Origin of the sequence: Pantoea allii (assembly GCF_046529425.1) — a bacterium.
GTDB lineage: Bacteria > Pseudomonadota > Gammaproteobacteria > Enterobacterales > Enterobacteriaceae > Pantoea > Pantoea allii.
Map to the genome: position 1 here is coordinate 3,936,336 of NZ_CP125958.1, position 13,863 is coordinate 3,950,198.

14 protein-coding genes and 3 tRNA genes are annotated in these 13,863 nt (G+C 53.9%); 7 read left to right on the forward strand and 10 right to left on the reverse strand.

Annotated elements, in window-relative coordinates:
* Positions 1 to 260: 260 nt before the first annotated feature.
* The 3 genes from nadR to serB all read right to left on the reverse strand — a co-directional run bounded on the left by nadR (position 261) and on the right by serB (position 3,965).
* Entirely contained in the window at positions 261 to 1,499 is a 1,239-nt protein-coding gene (gene nadR, locus QNH99_RS18545; RefSeq protein WP_063878313.1) for a multifunctional transcriptional regulator/nicotinamide-nucleotide adenylyltransferase/ribosylnicotinamide kinase NadR, read from the reverse strand.
* Between the two features lie 92 nt (positions 1,500 to 1,591).
* Entirely contained in the window at positions 1,592 to 2,974 is a 1,383-nt protein-coding gene (gene radA, locus QNH99_RS18550) for a DNA repair protein RadA (protein WP_063878312.1), read from the reverse strand.
* A 13-nt stretch (positions 2,975 to 2,987) separates the two neighbouring features.
* The gene (gene serB, locus QNH99_RS18555) at positions 2,988 to 3,965 is read right to left on the reverse strand and encodes a phosphoserine phosphatase (protein ID WP_063878311.1); all 978 of its coding nucleotides are present in this window, start codon (positions 3,963 to 3,965) and stop codon (positions 2,988 to 2,990) included.
* Positions 3,966 to 4,072: 107 nt separating this feature from the next.
* Between serB and QNH99_RS18560 the strand changes: the two genes are divergently transcribed.
* Positions 4,073 to 4,741, forward strand: coding sequence for a YtjB family periplasmic protein (locus tag QNH99_RS18560; RefSeq protein WP_063878310.1), 669 nt, complete (start codon positions 4,073 to 4,075; stop codon positions 4,739 to 4,741).
* Between the two features lie 149 nt (positions 4,742 to 4,890).
* Here QNH99_RS18560 and yjjG read toward each other — a convergent pair whose 3' ends face one another.
* Genes yjjG through QNH99_RS18575 form a run of 3 tightly spaced genes read right to left on the reverse strand, consistent with a single transcriptional unit; the run spans position 4,891 to position 6,413 of the window.
* Complete coding sequence (yjjG, locus tag QNH99_RS18565) at positions 4,891 to 5,571, reverse strand: pyrimidine 5'-nucleotidase (protein WP_256853090.1); 681 nt, start codon at positions 5,569 to 5,571, stop codon at positions 4,891 to 4,893.
* A gap of 19 nt (positions 5,572 to 5,590) precedes the next feature.
* Complete coding sequence (gene rimI / locus QNH99_RS18570) at positions 5,591 to 6,031, reverse strand: ribosomal protein S18-alanine N-acetyltransferase (protein ID WP_063878308.1); 441 nt, start codon at positions 6,029 to 6,031, stop codon at positions 5,591 to 5,593.
* Positions 6,003 to 6,413: a DNA polymerase III subunit psi gene (locus QNH99_RS18575; RefSeq protein ID WP_063878307.1), complete on the reverse strand. Its 411-nt coding sequence runs from the start codon at positions 6,411 to 6,413 to the stop codon at positions 6,003 to 6,005. The genes rimI and QNH99_RS18575 overlap by 29 nt, the downstream gene beginning before the upstream one ends.
* 105 nt (positions 6,414 to 6,518) lie before the next feature.
* Between QNH99_RS18575 and rsmC the strand changes: the two genes are divergently transcribed.
* From rsmC to QNH99_RS18595, 4 genes are all read left to right on the forward strand, one after another.
* Positions 6,519 to 7,550, forward strand: coding sequence for a 16S rRNA (guanine(1207)-N(2))-methyltransferase RsmC (gene rsmC, locus QNH99_RS18580; RefSeq protein WP_410517034.1), 1,032 nt, complete (start codon positions 6,519 to 6,521; stop codon positions 7,548 to 7,550).
* A 161-nt stretch (positions 7,551 to 7,711) separates the two neighbouring features.
* Positions 7,712 to 7,798: transfer RNA gene (locus tag QNH99_RS18585), tRNA-Leu, on the forward strand.
* A gap of 30 nt (positions 7,799 to 7,828) precedes the next feature.
* Positions 7,829 to 7,915, forward strand: a tRNA-Leu gene (locus QNH99_RS18590).
* A gap of 28 nt (positions 7,916 to 7,943) precedes the next feature.
* Positions 7,944 to 8,030, forward strand: a tRNA-Leu gene (locus QNH99_RS18595).
* 67 nt (positions 8,031 to 8,097) lie between these two features.
* Here the strand turns inward: QNH99_RS18595 and QNH99_RS18600 are convergent.
* Positions 8,098 to 8,334, reverse strand: coding sequence for a DUF1435 family protein (locus QNH99_RS18600; protein WP_063878305.1), 237 nt, complete (start codon positions 8,332 to 8,334; stop codon positions 8,098 to 8,100).
* A 255-nt stretch (positions 8,335 to 8,589) separates the two neighbouring features.
* Here QNH99_RS18600 and QNH99_RS18605 point away from each other — a divergent pair, with 255 nt between their 5' ends.
* Entirely contained in the window at positions 8,590 to 9,687 is a 1,098-nt protein-coding gene (locus QNH99_RS18605; RefSeq protein WP_109716598.1) for a GGDEF domain-containing protein, read from the forward strand.
* Positions 9,688 to 9,901: 214 nt separating this feature from the next.
* The gene (locus QNH99_RS18610; RefSeq protein WP_063878303.1) at positions 9,902 to 10,366 is read left to right on the forward strand and encodes a YbaK/EbsC family protein; all 465 of its coding nucleotides are present in this window, start codon (positions 9,902 to 9,904) and stop codon (positions 10,364 to 10,366) included.
* Here the strand turns inward: QNH99_RS18610 and QNH99_RS18615 are convergent.
* The 3 genes from QNH99_RS18615 to QNH99_RS18625 all read right to left on the reverse strand — a co-directional run bounded on the left by QNH99_RS18615 (position 10,363) and on the right by QNH99_RS18625 (position 13,817).
* On the reverse strand, positions 10,363 to 11,583 hold the full coding sequence (locus QNH99_RS18615) for an MFS transporter (RefSeq protein ID WP_063878302.1): 1,221 nt from the start codon (positions 11,581 to 11,583) through the stop codon (positions 10,363 to 10,365). The two genes, QNH99_RS18610 and QNH99_RS18615, sit on opposite strands and share 4 nt — an antisense overlap.
* Before the next feature lie 213 nt (positions 11,584 to 11,796).
* A complete protein-coding gene (locus tag QNH99_RS18620) occupies positions 11,797 to 12,783 on the reverse strand; it encodes a nucleoside hydrolase (RefSeq protein WP_410517035.1) in 987 nt (328 codons plus the stop codon).
* 8 nt (positions 12,784 to 12,791) lie between these two features.
* Positions 12,792 to 13,817, reverse strand: coding sequence for a LacI family DNA-binding transcriptional regulator (locus QNH99_RS18625; protein ID WP_410517036.1), 1,026 nt, complete (start codon positions 13,815 to 13,817; stop codon positions 12,792 to 12,794).
* Positions 13,818 to 13,863 lie beyond the last annotated feature (46 nt).

The following is a 13,863-nucleotide window of genomic DNA, read 5'->3' on the forward strand; positions in this document are numbered from 1 at the left end:
GAACTTACATTTAACATAAACACACAGAAGAAATGAAATAACATCAGTATTTAAATACGTAATAATGTTGCCGCAGAATTCAAAAAAAATTTTTTTGTTTGACTTTGTTACGGACGATATTCGGTTGCGCACGACGATGTGAAAGGCCTTATTTCCCAGCAACAGGCCGGAAAAATCGCCATTATTATAAAGATAAAACAAGGAGAAAGGGTCAGAGATACGGCTATCCTCCGGCCCTTTATGTCGGTAAACAGATTGTCTCAGAGCGCGCTTTGCTCGCCCAGCATACCTTTCACCAGCTCAATACAGCGCAGGAAGCGCGTGTCATAATCTTCTTCCTGCACATGGACGAAGTCGATGTTGTTTTCACGCAGCATGGATATCAACATGGTCTGGAACTCACGGCGATCCACAGAGCTGCCCAGGCTGCGCAAGCCATCGGCCACCCAGGGCACGTTATTCTCCAGCAGAATCACCAGGTCGAAACGGTATTCATCAATCATCGCCTGAACAAACGGATGCTCGCGCCCTTCATACTTTTTACAAAAGGCCTGCGTGGTGACGAAATCGGTATCGATAAACGCCACTTTATTGGCATATTTCACCGCAAAATCAATGTACTGCGCATGACCGAGCGCGATTTTATCGTAGTCAGAATATTGCAGCGCCATCTCATCGCCGCCCAGGTGAGAAAAGACGTAATCCCGCCCATATTCCCATGCGCTGGAGGTGTTGAAGATGTTCGCGAGCTTGTTCACCAGCATGGATTTGCCGCTCGACTCGCCGCCCAGAATGGCCACGGTACGCACAAAAAACGGTTTCACTTCAGTGGGGATGTAATCCCAAAAACGGAAGGGGTCCTGACGAATCTGCGTGCCGCTGATATTCATAAAGGATCGGTTCGGATCGATCAGCACCGTCTGAATGCCCAGATGTTGCTGATACATCTCGGCGTCCGGCGCTTCACTGGTATAGATACAGTCAGCCGCAATCCCCTGCTCATCCAGGAAGGTTTTCACCCCCGCGCTCCACACATCCCAGCCATGCGGATAGGGTTCAATCCCCTCTTCATCGAAAGCATGGATACGAATGTTTTTCTGATATTTGAAGGTTTGCAGTAACCAACGCAGGCGATCGCTGACCGTGGGCTGTTGCGACATGGCGCTGTTTTCAAACAGGTCACGATCGCGCGGTTCGTCATAGCCCATGATGATATGCAGCTCATCCACCTGGCTACAGGCGCGCTGAATCAGATAAATATGGCCAGTGTGCAGCGGATAAAACTTACCAAATATCACGCCGATTTTTTTATCCCGGCGGGGAAATTCCAGGCCGAGAAAGCGGTGCAAGGCTTCCAGCTTTTGGGCGCTGGGGCTTTTAATTTTCGCGTTAAGCAGTTGGCTTAAATATCCTTTGGTCATGCCACTGGCATCGGCCACCTGTTGTAGCGTGTGGCCCTGCTGGCGAATGGCCGTTTTTAAATAATCAAACGCCGACATGTGGTGCCTCCTGCAAGAAATGATCAAAGACGTGAGGACGTTTGTCCCTCACCTGCCCTTTTGTATAACGACAAAAGGGCATACGGAAAAGCTTAGAGATCATCAAGAATAGCCAAGGCATCCGCCAGCTTTTTCGCGCTATAGACGCGCATTCCTTCAATCGGCTTTTTCGGTGCGTTACCCGCAGGGACGATCGCCCGCTTGAAGCCATGTTTGGCCGCTTCTGAAATACGTTCCTGACCGCTGGGCACCGGGCGAATCTCCCCCGCCAGTCCGACTTCGCCAAAAATAACCAAATCCTGGGGCAATGGACGATCGCGCAGGCTGGAGACCATCGACAGCATCAGCGCCAGGTCGGCACTGGTTTCCGTGACTTTCACGCCGCCGACCACGTTAACGAACACATCCTGATCCGCCATTTGCAATCCGCCATGGCGGTGCAATACCGCCAGCAGAATCGCCAGGCGGTTCTGCTCAAGCCCGACGGCAACCCGGCGTGGATTGCCCATCATCGAATGATCCACCAGCGCCTGAATCTCGACCAGCAAAGGACGCGTGCCTTCCCACAACACCATGACCGAACTGCCAGAGGTGACTTCTTCGCCGCGCGACAGGAAAATGGCGGAGGGATTACTCACCTCACGCATGCCCTGCTCTGTCATGGCAAAAACACCCAGTTCATTCACCGCGCCAAAGCGGTTCTTGTGGCTGCGCAGGGTACGAAAACGGGAATCGGCATCGCCATCCAGCAGTACCGAACAGTCGATACAGTGCTCAAGCACCTTCGGCCCGGCCAGCGAACCATCTTTGGTCACATGGCCCACCATGATAATCGCCACGCCGCGGGTTTTCGCAAAACGCGTCAGATAAGCAGCGGTTTCGCGTACCTGTGCCACACTGCCGGGTGAAGACTGGATATCCGCCATGTGCATCACCTGGATGGAGTCGATGACCATGATTTGCGGCTCTTCCTGCTCAGCGATCAGGCAGATCTGCTCAATGCTGGTTTCCGACAGCATATTCAGATTGTCAGTGGGCAACCCCAGACGATGGGCGCGCATCGCCACCTGCTGTAATGACTCTTCACCGGTGACGTACAGGGTTTTCATACTCTGCGCTAAGCGGCACATGACCTGCAGCAACAGGGTGGATTTACCGGCTCCGGGGTTACCGCCAATCAGAATAGCGCTGCCCGGCACCACGCCGCCGCCCAGTACGCGGTCAAATTCTTTGAAGCTGGTTGAGAAACGGGGCAAGGCTTCCAGACTGATTTCCGACAGCTTTTGCACCCGGCTGGTTCCGGCATGGCCCGCATAGCCGCTGAGCCGCTCATTACGCGCAGCCGCTGGCGAGGCGGCAATCCGCACCTCGGTGATGGTGTTCCAGGCGTGACAGGCGCTACATTGCCCCTGCCAACGCGGATAATCTGCGCCGCACTCGTTACAAACAAATGCGCGTTTTGCCGCTTTGGCCAAATCAACTCCTCAGTTAACGCTCTTCGTGAATCAGGCTGCCGGTCAGGATGCAAAACACCCCCATCAAATCGGCATGACGAATCGTGACGGCCGTTTGCTCATTGACCTTTGGTTTGGCATGGTAAGCAATGCCCAGCGCAGAGGCTTTAATCATCGGCAAATCATTCGCCCCGTCACCCACGGCGACGGTTTGTTCTGGCGCAATGTCGAACCGCTTTGCCAGCTTTTTTAACGTCTCGGCTTTGTACTGCGCGTCCACGATCTGGCCCAGCACTTCACCGGTGAGTTTGCCGTCACGGATTTCCAGTTCGTTAGCCGCAACAGCCGACAGGTGCAGCTTATCGCGCAGGAACTCCGCAAAATAGGTAAACCCGCCGGAGGCAATCGCCACCTGCCAGCCCAGCGCCTGCAATTTTTTAGTCAGCGTGGTTAAGCCTGGCATTAACGGCAGTGCATCGCGCACCTGCTTCAGAATATTGGCATCGGCATCTTTAAGCGCCGCCACGCGCTGACGCAGGCTGGCGGTAAAATCCAGCTCGCCGCGCATCGCCCGTTCGGTGACTTCAGCCACCTGCTCGCCGCAGCCGGCCAGCCTGGCAATCTCGTCGATACATTCGATTTGAATCGCGGTGGAATCCATGTCCATGACCAGCAGGCCAGGCGTTTTCAGATGCGGGATTTTCCCCAGCGGGGCGACATCCAGCGTCAGTTCGTGTGCCAGTTTGCTGGCAAACGGCGTCAGGGAACCCGCCAGGCGAATCACCTGGTAGTCGTCCACGTTCCAGGCGCTGACGATAACCATCGCCGCTCCCAGCCGGTGCTGGTAGTCGGTCAGACGCTGTTTATCCAGACCACGGCCATAGAGTAACCAGCCGGTACGACCCGCGCGGTAGTCCAGCGGCATGACTTCGTCACCGCTTAATGAAAGGGGCAACCCCGGCCAGAGAGAGACATCAGCAGGCAGATCGCACCAGGTAAGATGATTTGACATCAGGGCTCCTGTAGGAACAACAAAACCACGCAAGAGGCTACCTTGTCTGCGCTGCTTCTGGCAACATAATATCCAGGCTTTCTGTTGTGACGTGACTCGGATAATTAATGGCTAAAACCGCACTGAAATTTCGCCTACATCGCACGGTGATCGTTTTGATTTCGCTGGCGCTGTTGGTGGTGCTTATGCAAGGCGCATCCTGGTTTAGCCTTGGGCATCAAATGGCCCGTTCTGAACAGGCCGAGGAGCTGGCACAAACGCTTACCCGCCAGGTGGCATTCAGCCTGAAACCGCTCATGGATAACAGCGAAGATAATCGTGGTCAGATTGAGGCCATTCTTAATCAGATGACCGCGAATAGCCGTATTCTTGATGCCTCAGTCTATGCCGGTGACGGCAGCCTGGTGGCGCACAGCGGTGAAAACATCAATGTGCGCGATCGGCTGGCGCTGGATGGCAAACGGGCGGGAAGCTACTTCAATCATCAGATCGTTCAACCCCTGAGCGGCGGCAGCGGCCCGACGGGCTTTCTGCGTATCACCCTGGATACCCACGTGTTGGTCACTGAATCCCGCCAGGTGGATAACACCACCAATATTCTGCGCCTGATGATGCTACTGGCGCTGGCGATTGGCATTATCCTGAGCCGTACCTTGCTGCGCGATCGCCGCACGCGCTGGCAGCAGTCCCCGTTCCTGCTCACGGCCAGTACGCCCGTGAAAGAGGATGATGAAGAGGACGAGAAAAAGGACGACGCGGCTAAGCCATCTGCCTGATAGCGCGCGTCGCACAGCCGACTGTGTCAACGCCCGGCGGGCATCACGCCCTGCGCCGTGAACCGATTCCTGCAGCGCGTGAATATAAACGAAAGGCCCGTATTACGGGCCTTTCGCAGACGACATTCGCTGGGTGTGACGGGTGACATTCAGGCTTTTAACAGGGCTTCCAGCTCTGTTAATGAGTTTACCCGCCAGTCAGGTTTAATCGGTTCCGGCAGTGGGCGCGTACCGTGATCGATCCAACAGGTTTTCAGTCCCGCATTCATACCGCCCAGGATATCGGATTCTGGCGTATCGCCGACCATCAATACCCGATTGCGCTGGGGATTTCCCATCTGCGTGAGCGCATAATCAAAGATTCTGGCATCGGGCTTAGGCACGCCCACCTCTTCTGAAACCACCAAAGCGGAAAAGTAGTCGAGAAAACCGGTGCGTTCCAGGCGACGCTGCTGAAGCGCGGTAAAGCCATTGGTGATGATGCCCATGTTGACCCGGCCGTGTAGCAGCTTCATCAGGCTGACTGCGCCCTCAAGCGGCATACAGATTTCAGCCATCGCCGACAGAAAACCGTTATTCAGGATGTCAGGCGCCACGCTGAGCTTTTGCCCCCAGCTCACAAAGCGGCGGGTTTGCAGCTCCTGCGCCGATAACTGACCATTCTGATAATCGACCCATAACGGCTTATTTACCGCCTGGTAATCGAGGTAATCCTGGTCGGTAAACGGCACATCGTACCCGGCAAACAGCCGTTGTAAGCCAGCATAAGCGTCAAAGTGGAACAGTGTGTCATCCGCATCAAACAGAATGCAATCCCAGTGATCTAACATCAAAACTCCTCAGAAACGACTACAGCGTCAGCGCCATGATCAGTGCATCTTCACGGCCACCGGCGGTGGGATAATAGTTGGGACGGCGGCTGACCTGATTGAAATCCAGCTGTTCATACAGCGCAATCGCAGGGGCGTTTGAGGCACGGACTTCCAGCCACAACGTCATCACATCGCGTGCAATCAGTTGCTCGATTACATGCTCCAGCAGCGCCCGACCGAAGCCACGCCGTTGATACGCTGGGTCGACCGCAATATTAAACAGCGAGGCTTCGTCCAGCACCACCTGGGTGATGGCGAAGGCGGCCATCTGGTTATCGACATCTAACCGTAGGTTCAGGAAACGTTCGCCCTGGTTACTGGCAAAGGTCTCTTCGCGCCAGGGAAAGGCGTGGCTACGGCATTCGATAGCAAAAGCGTCGGGAATAGCGTCAGGCGTGAGGAAAGAAATGGCTGTCATGATCACACATTTGTTGCCAGAGCGCGCGCCGGGCGGCACCGCTGCTGAGAAGTTCATTAAAAGAAGCGCTGGATAACGCCACGCCATTAAAGGGTTGTTCGCTTTCCACGCCCAGTAACCAGCCCGCACAGCTCAGGGTTTCTGGTAGCATTTGCAGCTGGTCGGGCGTGACGGTCATCACCTGAGTCGGTTTCAGACTGAGCGTGTGCAGGACATCGCGCAGGAAAGGCTCCTGCAAACCTGGTGGATTCTCCGCCACGATAATCAGCTGCGTATCGGGTAAAAGCCTTACGGCGATCTCGCCCTGGAGCACGCGCGGGCGGCGCAGTTGATACTGCGTAATCCCCATTTGCTGTAAAAGCCAGTCGCGCCTGGACGTCATGATATACCTGCTCTGCTCGCTGAATGCGACGCTATGCTAGCAAACCCATCGAACATGCGCCAACAAACCACTATAATCTCCGCTCAGATCTTACAGGAGCCCTACATGTCTGCTTTTACCCCGGCCAGCGAAGTCATTCTGCGCCACAGTGATGAATTTACCGCCCGCCACGTTTTATTTGCTGGCGATCTGCAGGATGACCTGCCCGCACAGCTGGAGACAGCCTCTTCACGCGTGCACACTCAGCAATATCATCACTGGCAAAACCTGAGCCGCCGCATGGGGGAACAGGCGCGTTATGGACTGGTCGCTCAGGCAGAAGATGTTCAGGGCTGCGATACGCTGGTGTACTTCTGGACCAAGAATAAACCGGAAGTGCAGTTTCAGTTACAAAACCTGTTGTCGTTGCTGCCGGTTGGCTGCGATATCTTTGTTGTCGGTGAAAACCGCAGCGGCGTACGCAGTGCGGAAGGCATGCTGGAGACGTGGGCTACCCTGGAGAAAATCGACAGCGCACGCCGCTGTGGTCTTTACCATGGCCGCCTGGATAAGCAACCTGCCTTTGATGCCATGGCCTTTGGTAACAGCTATCAGTTGGATGGCCTGACGGTGCATACCTTACCCGGCGTTTTCAGTCGCGATGGCCTGGATGCCGGCAGCGCCTTACTGCTTTCGACATTCACGCCGCATACCAAAGGCAAAGTGTTGGATATCGGCTGCGGTGCTGGCGTGCTGGCCGCCTCATTACCGGCCCGTTCACCCAAAGTGCGTTTGTGGTTGTGTGATGTTCATGCCGCCGCCATCGAAGCGAGTAAAGCCACGCTGGCTGCCAATGGTCTGGAAGGTGACGTGTTTGCCAGTAACGTTTTTTCCGACGTCACCGGGCGTTTTGACATGATTATCTCCAACCCGCCGTTCCATGAAGGCACACAGACCAGCCTGGATGCCGCACAAACCCTGATCCGTGGCGCCGTTAAGCACCTGAACAGCGGAGGTGAATTGCGCATTGTCGCTAACGCCTTCCTGCCTTATCCCCAGGTGCTGGATGAAGCCTTTGGCAATCATGAAGTGCTGGCGCAAACCGGCCGCTTCAAAGTTTATCGTGCGGTTTACGGACGCGGTGCCAAAACCCGTTAATCCCTTTTTTCTGCCTTTTTCGCCCTTTTTGCCTCTCGCCAGGCTGAAAACGTTGCTTTTTGCAGCGATCGTTTCCGTCTGGCGAAATATGTGTTGACGCATTGAGTAAAATCTCTAAAATGCGCCTCCGTGGTTGTAATACGGTAACGTGTTGCGGGTATGCGAAGGTGGCGGAATTGGTAGACGCGCTAGCTTCAGGTGTTAGTGTCCTAACGGACGTGAGGGTTCAAGTCCCTCTCTTCGCACCAAAATCACAAATTTCATATCGCGAGCACTGCGCGAAGGTGGCGGAATTGGTAGACGCGCTAGCTTCAGGTGTTAGTGTCTTAACGGACGTGAGGGTTCAAGTCCCTCTCTTCGCACCATTGCGGTGATATGAAAAGACAACGCGATGCGAAGGTGGCGGAATTGGTAGACGTGCTAGCTTCAGGTGTTAGTGTCTTAACGGACGTGAGGGTTCAAGTCCCTCTCTTCGCACCAACGTTGTCCTCTCCACCGCTGTTTCCACCTTGTTTCTCCCCCCTGCATCATCGTTTTAAAATCCCAACTACAGACCGGTAAATTTTACGCCTATCGCCGCGAGTCCGCCTGCCAGCGCCAGACAGGAAGGCAGCAAGACATAGTGCCGCATGCGCTGATTAAACAGCATGAACAATGTCAGCAGCAATGCGAGCAGCATCACGCCCCGCCACTGCTCAAAGCTGGGCTGCCAGAATGTTATTGCCGGTATTGCTGCACATGCCAGCATGCTTCCCCATGCACTATCCAGTTTTAAACCGCCCATCGCCTTCCCCCCTTGCCCGTCAGTGAACCGTTCTGCCAGTGGTTGATATGATAACCATTCCCATTAGCATATGATAATCATTCTCAACTTTCAGCTTGTTTTTTTACAGGCAGGCAGGAAGATGACAGTTAAACAAGAAAATGCTAAATTGCGACCGACTACATTCTTTATAACATCAATATAACGTCTGTCGACCGGCCGAAATCATGCGCCGGTTTTTGCTTTGTTATTTCAGGGCTGTCACGAGTATGAATAATGAAAATAGAATCTTATGATGAATTGAAACACAGCAAATACCGCCTGTCGCTGATGCTCTTTTTGTTTTTAAACGCATCCGTTTCGCTATTTTGTCTGCTCCCTTTGGCGGAAAACAGTGAATCACAGGCCACGTTACCGGTGATGATAGTGGCGTTCTTTAGCATGACGATGCTGAGCACCTGTTTAATAAAAACTAAACTAAAATTACCCCTGCTAAATCCCGTTGCGCTCATCTTAGGAGGGTTGTGGGCATGGCATATTCAGGATCGCTATCATTCTGTTTTATTTAATGATGGATTTTTTTTGATTGTCAGTTTGCTGTGCGTTTTCTTTATCAGCGCCATTGCACTCAGTGATTATTTAGTGGCGTTCTGCCTGCACATTACGCCGTCAATGCTAACCGTGCTGTTGCTGGACCATGGACAGCATTTGCCATTGATTTTATTGACTATTGCCCTGCCGTTGATTGGCTTTTCCCTGCAGCATTTGATGCGCCGCCGCTCGGAAGATTTTACGCTGCGCTTAATGTATCAACTGTATGAAGAAAAAGAGTCGTTTAGCGATCTCAGTATGCTCGATCCTTTAACCGGCTTATATAACCGGCGCGGGCTAAAGAATCGCCTTGATAACATTCTGGATAATCATGCCGGCAGTCATTATGTCTTGCTGCTGGATATCGACCATTTTAAGGCTTACAACGATAATTATGGTCATGCCATGGGTGACCAGGCGCTGGCTCGGGTTTCCGTTGCCATTCGTGATGCCGTACGCTCACGCGATGTGGTAACACGCTACGGCGGTGAGGAGTTTTTAGTATTAATGACCAATGTTAACGCCTCCATCGCCATGAAGCTGGCTGAACGCATCCGCCAATATGTGGTGAACCTGGAAATACCGCATTTGTTTAATGAACGTGTTTCTACCCACGTCACCATTAGTGCCGGTATTGCGCCCATTTACGATAATGAATTTGACCAGGCGGTAGCGAATGCGGACCGTGCATTATACGTGGCGAAAAATCAGGGACGAAATACCATTCTGGCCTGGGAAGATCTTCCCGGCATCGCCAGCACCACGGCAACTGAAGTCATATAAAACGCGCGCCGGATAGCGATGTTATCCGGCGTCCGCTCCCGATAATACGCTGAAAAAAAACGCACCCGCCTTTTCCCCTCACCCTGTTTTTTCCCCTGCGTTCTTCTGGCTTTCATCGCCGCTATGCATTCTGTTACCTATTATTTCGCTATCTCGTTTACACCTTTGCAGGCTTGTGGCAATTTTTACGCCTTCAATTAGCATGGAGATAAAAATGAGCCTGGAGTCTGTACGCCAGTTTTTTGCCGAGCGTGCGCCGGAAATCGACATCATTGAGATGCCCTACAGTACGGCAACGGTAGAAATGGCGGCTCGCGTTCACGGTGTAACACCGGGACAAATTGCCAAAACCCTGTCACTTAAGGTGAAGAATGAGGTGATTCTGGTGGTAACCCGTGGCGATGCGCGGTTAGATAACCGCAAACTAAAAGCGGTTCTGGGTGCCAAAGCGCGGATGTTAAGTGTGGACGAAGTGATTAACTGGACCGGGCATCCCGTGGGCGGGGTTTGTCCCTTTGGCCTGGAAAACCCGGTGACCGTTTATTGTGATATCTCGTTAAAAAGCTTTGATGAAGTCTTGCCCGCAGCAGGCGCGGTTCACAGTGCCGTACGCATTTCGCCGCAACTGATGGCTGAACTCACTGCGGCAAAATGGGTGGACGTCTGTGAAACGCATTAATGCGGCTGCTTTGCCGTAACGCCGGAAATTTTTATTCCACGCGTTTCGCGACCAAAGGCGACAAACACGCAAATCAGCACCGCCACGGTTCCCGCCACAATCGCCATGCCAAGCCCATAATTGCCGCCGTGGGCTTCAGCAATACGCGACTGCAGCGTGGCGTTGACTGATGCAATAAGATTGCCCAACTGATATACAAAGCCGGGCAATACCGCTCTTGCATTCCCCGGCACCAGTTCGTTCAGGTAAGTCGGTATCACGCCCCATGCGCCCTGTACCATAAACTGCATCAAAAACGCGCCAAGCCCGATGGTCCAGGAGCCAGTGGAGAATGCCCACAGCGGCAGCACCGGCAGCGTCAGCAACGCCGCAATAATAATGGCTTTTTTGCGACCAATGCGTTCTGACAGCGTGCCAAAGAAGATGCCGCCCAGCATGGCTGCGATGTTATAGCTGATCGCGATGATACTCACGGTGTGGGCATCAAACTGGTGCTGTACTTTCAGGAAGGTCGGATAAAGGTCCTGCGTGCCGTGGCTGAAGAAGTTAAAACAGGCCATCAACAGCACCATGTAGATGCATATTTTCCAGTGCTGACGCAGTATCGGCATCAACGCACTGCTCTCTTTGCGCTCACGCGCCGCCAGCCAGACGGGCGATTCAGGCACTTTGAAATAGATAAAAGGTAACAGCAGAATGGGAATGGCACCGATGAGAAACATGCCGCGCCAGCCCACCGCATTAAAGAATAAGCCAAAGACGACAGACGCCAGCAGATAACCACAGGGATAACCCGCCTGGAAAAGGCCCGACATCAGGCCGCGAGAACGGTCGGGAATGGTTTCCATCGCCAGCGATGACGCCACGCCCCAAATCCCCCCCATGGCAATACCATAGAAAATGCGAAACGCCAGAAACGCGCCGAAGGTGGGTGACCAGGCGGACAGCAGTTCGAACAGGGAGAAAAAGACAATATTCAGCATCAAAATGGGCTTGCGACCATATTTCTCCGCCATCCGCCCAAACAGCAGCGCGCCAATTGGGCGTACCGCCAGCGTCAGCATAATGGCGACAGACACATCGGTGACGGAATTATGGAAGTACTGAGCCAGATTACTCAGTACAAACACCAGAATAAAAAAATCGAAAGCGTCCAGCGTCCAACTGGCAAAACAGGCGAAAGCCACATTGCGCTGGGTCGATGTCCAGTCAAGCATAGAAGTCTCCTCTCTGAGACACTCTGGCGCATCGTCCATAACGTTCCTGGTCGCTGTCGGAGAGTGATGTGATTGTTAATCAAATGTATACATCATGTTTATGGGGAGAGCGTACCGCGCAATTGTCAGGCAGTGGATCAGGCTGTAAGAAAGCATGTCTGACGAGGGAGAGAACAGGAACAGAAAGAGGACAGGCGACGTATCGCCTGTGGGTTAGCCGGGGAGTTGGTTAAAGGCGTGCTCAATGATTAACAGCAGGAGCGCATTGTCAACGCTGTGCAGAACGTGCACCCGCGCGCCGCTGTCAGGTGGAATCCCAACGTCCAGCCGCAGAGGCTGACGGTAGCGCCAGGTTTTACCGCGCGTGGCGCCCGGACGAAGCTCAATGTCGACGCGGTAATCCGTTCCCCATGCCACGCGCTGGTTAAGCAGCCAGGCGACAACCAGCGCATCATGAATCCAGCATCCGGCCAGGTGGCGAGTCTGCATCGAATATGCGATCCAGGGCTGCAAGGTATCATGCACAAAGCGCGGCAGCGGATGATCCCGACGGGTGATGCGTGTCAGATCGTCCTGCGTCAGCAGGGTTTGCGTGGTGACATCCATCGGCACCAGAGTAATGGCTGCACCACTGTGCAATACCTGATGTGCAGCGTCAGGATCGATGCCAAAATTAGTGTCTTTGATGTAATCTTCCAGGGCAAAAACACCGCCCATAATCACGATCTCTGCCACGGATTCCGCCATGGCGGGAAAACGCTGCATCGCCAACGCCACATTGGTCAGGGGACCAATCGCAATCAGGGTAAACTCGCCGGGGTTATCACAGATGAGTTGCCCCATCGCCTGCGCGGCATCCATTGCATCCGCCTGTAGCGCCGCAGGCTGAGGTACGTCCTGCCATAATGACATCAGGCCAAGCTGTTCAACCCGTTTGTCCAGCACCTCACGCCAGGGAGCAGGATCTTCATGCAATGCCTGACGGGCACCCTGCACCACAGGAATCGCCGATCCCAACCGCGCGACCAAATCTTTGGCGACGCGAGCACCCACTTCGCTCGGTGTATTCCCTGCAACGGTGGTGATTAACTCTAACGACAGCCCTGGTGAGGCTAATGCCAGAGAAAGTGCCAGGCCGTCATCCGTATTCGCCCCGGCAATCCCATTCCCCGGATCACAATCAATAATCAGTCTTTTCATTATTTGGTTTATAAACTCTGGCCTGATGGCCGACAGCCACAAGATTCACCAATTTCAAGATGGTGCGGAAACGCTTCGATGCGCGCCTCGCCATTCCACTCTTTCAACATATGGATAGCGCAGCGGGCCATATCTTTTACCGGCTGGCGCACCGTCGTTAAGGCCGGGACATGGTAGGCAGACTGTTCTGTGCCGTTAAAACAGACCAGCGCCACGTCCTCCGGCACGCGAATGCCATGCTGACTAAAAGCACGGATACAGCCAATAGCCTGGCCTTCATTGCTGGCAAACAGCGCGCGGGGAACCTGTTGGTGATGGATCATGCGTAGCGCGGCCTGATAACCGCCCTCACGGGTATAAGTCGCAGGGAAAATCCGTGACTCATCAACCGGCAGATCGTGTGCCTGCATCGCGTCACGCCAGCCCTGAATACGATCCTGAGCATTAAGCATATCCAGCGGTCCGCTAATCATGCCGACCTGCTGATAACCATGGCTCAGTAAATGTGAGCACACCTGAAAAGCCGCTTGTCGCTCATCAACCCGCAGCATGCTGACGCCCGGCTGGGCTTCAACCCGATCGAGCATTACCAGCGGTGTCCCGCTGGCTTTGATGATATCGATGAAAGGATGGCGATCGACGCTGTTATAAAACAGGCCGTCAACCTGGCGGTTCAGCAGCCCCTGAATCAGCTCCAGTTCCCGCTTGCGATCGTCGCCTGCATCGCCAAGCAACATCACGTGACCGTGATTCAGCGACTCCTGCAGCAACATATGCGCCATGGACGCGACAAAGGGGTTACTGATGTTCGGCACCACCAGACCAAAGGTTTTGGTGTTGCCTGACGCCAGGGCACGGGCGGCGGCATTGGGACGATAGCCGGTCTGTTCAATCGCGGCCAGCACGCGCTGTCGGGTTGCGTCCGCCACAGGGCGCGGCCCGTTATTAATGACGTAGCTCACTACCGCGACCGATGTCCCGGCGGCTTTTGCAACGTCGCTGCGCGTCACAGTGGTTTTTATCTGTTTCGCCACTTCGCCCTCCTCATCTATTGCCGCCTGCTGTGTAACATCATTTTTT

Coding starts and splice junctions, on each gene's coding strand:
- rimI (WP_063878308.1), bottom strand. CDS start 6,031: ATGACAGCCATTTCTTTCCTCACGCCTGACGCTATTCCCGACGCTTTT.
- QNH99_RS18610 (WP_063878303.1), top strand. CDS start 9,902: ATGAGCCTGGAGTCTGTACGCCAGTTTTTTGCCGAGCGTGCGCCGGAA.
- rsmC (WP_410517034.1), top strand. CDS start 6,519: ATGTCTGCTTTTACCCCGGCCAGCGAAGTCATTCTGCGCCACAGTGAT.
- QNH99_RS18575 (WP_063878307.1), bottom strand. CDS start 6,413: ATGACGTCCAGGCGCGACTGGCTTTTACAGCAAATGGGGATTACGCAG.
- serB (WP_063878311.1), bottom strand. CDS start 3,965: ATGTCAAATCATCTTACCTGGTGCGATCTGCCTGCTGATGTCTCTCTC.
- yjjG (WP_256853090.1), bottom strand. CDS start 5,571: ATGTTAGATCACTGGGATTGCATTCTGTTTGATGCGGATGACACACTG.
- nadR (WP_063878313.1), bottom strand. CDS start 1,499: ATGTCGGCGTTTGATTATTTAAAAACGGCCATTCGCCAGCAGGGCCAC.
- QNH99_RS18600 (WP_063878305.1), bottom strand. CDS start 8,334: ATGGGCGGTTTAAAACTGGATAGTGCATGGGGAAGCATGCTGGCATGT.
- QNH99_RS18620 (WP_410517035.1), bottom strand. CDS start 12,783: ATGAAAAGACTGATTATTGATTGTGATCCGGGGAATGGGATTGCCGGG.
- QNH99_RS18605 (WP_109716598.1), top strand. CDS start 8,590: ATGAAAATAGAATCTTATGATGAATTGAAACACAGCAAATACCGCCTG.
- QNH99_RS18560 (WP_063878310.1), top strand. CDS start 4,073: ATGGCTAAAACCGCACTGAAATTTCGCCTACATCGCACGGTGATCGTT.
- QNH99_RS18615 (WP_063878302.1), bottom strand. CDS start 11,583: ATGCTTGACTGGACATCGACCCAGCGCAATGTGGCTTTCGCCTGTTTT.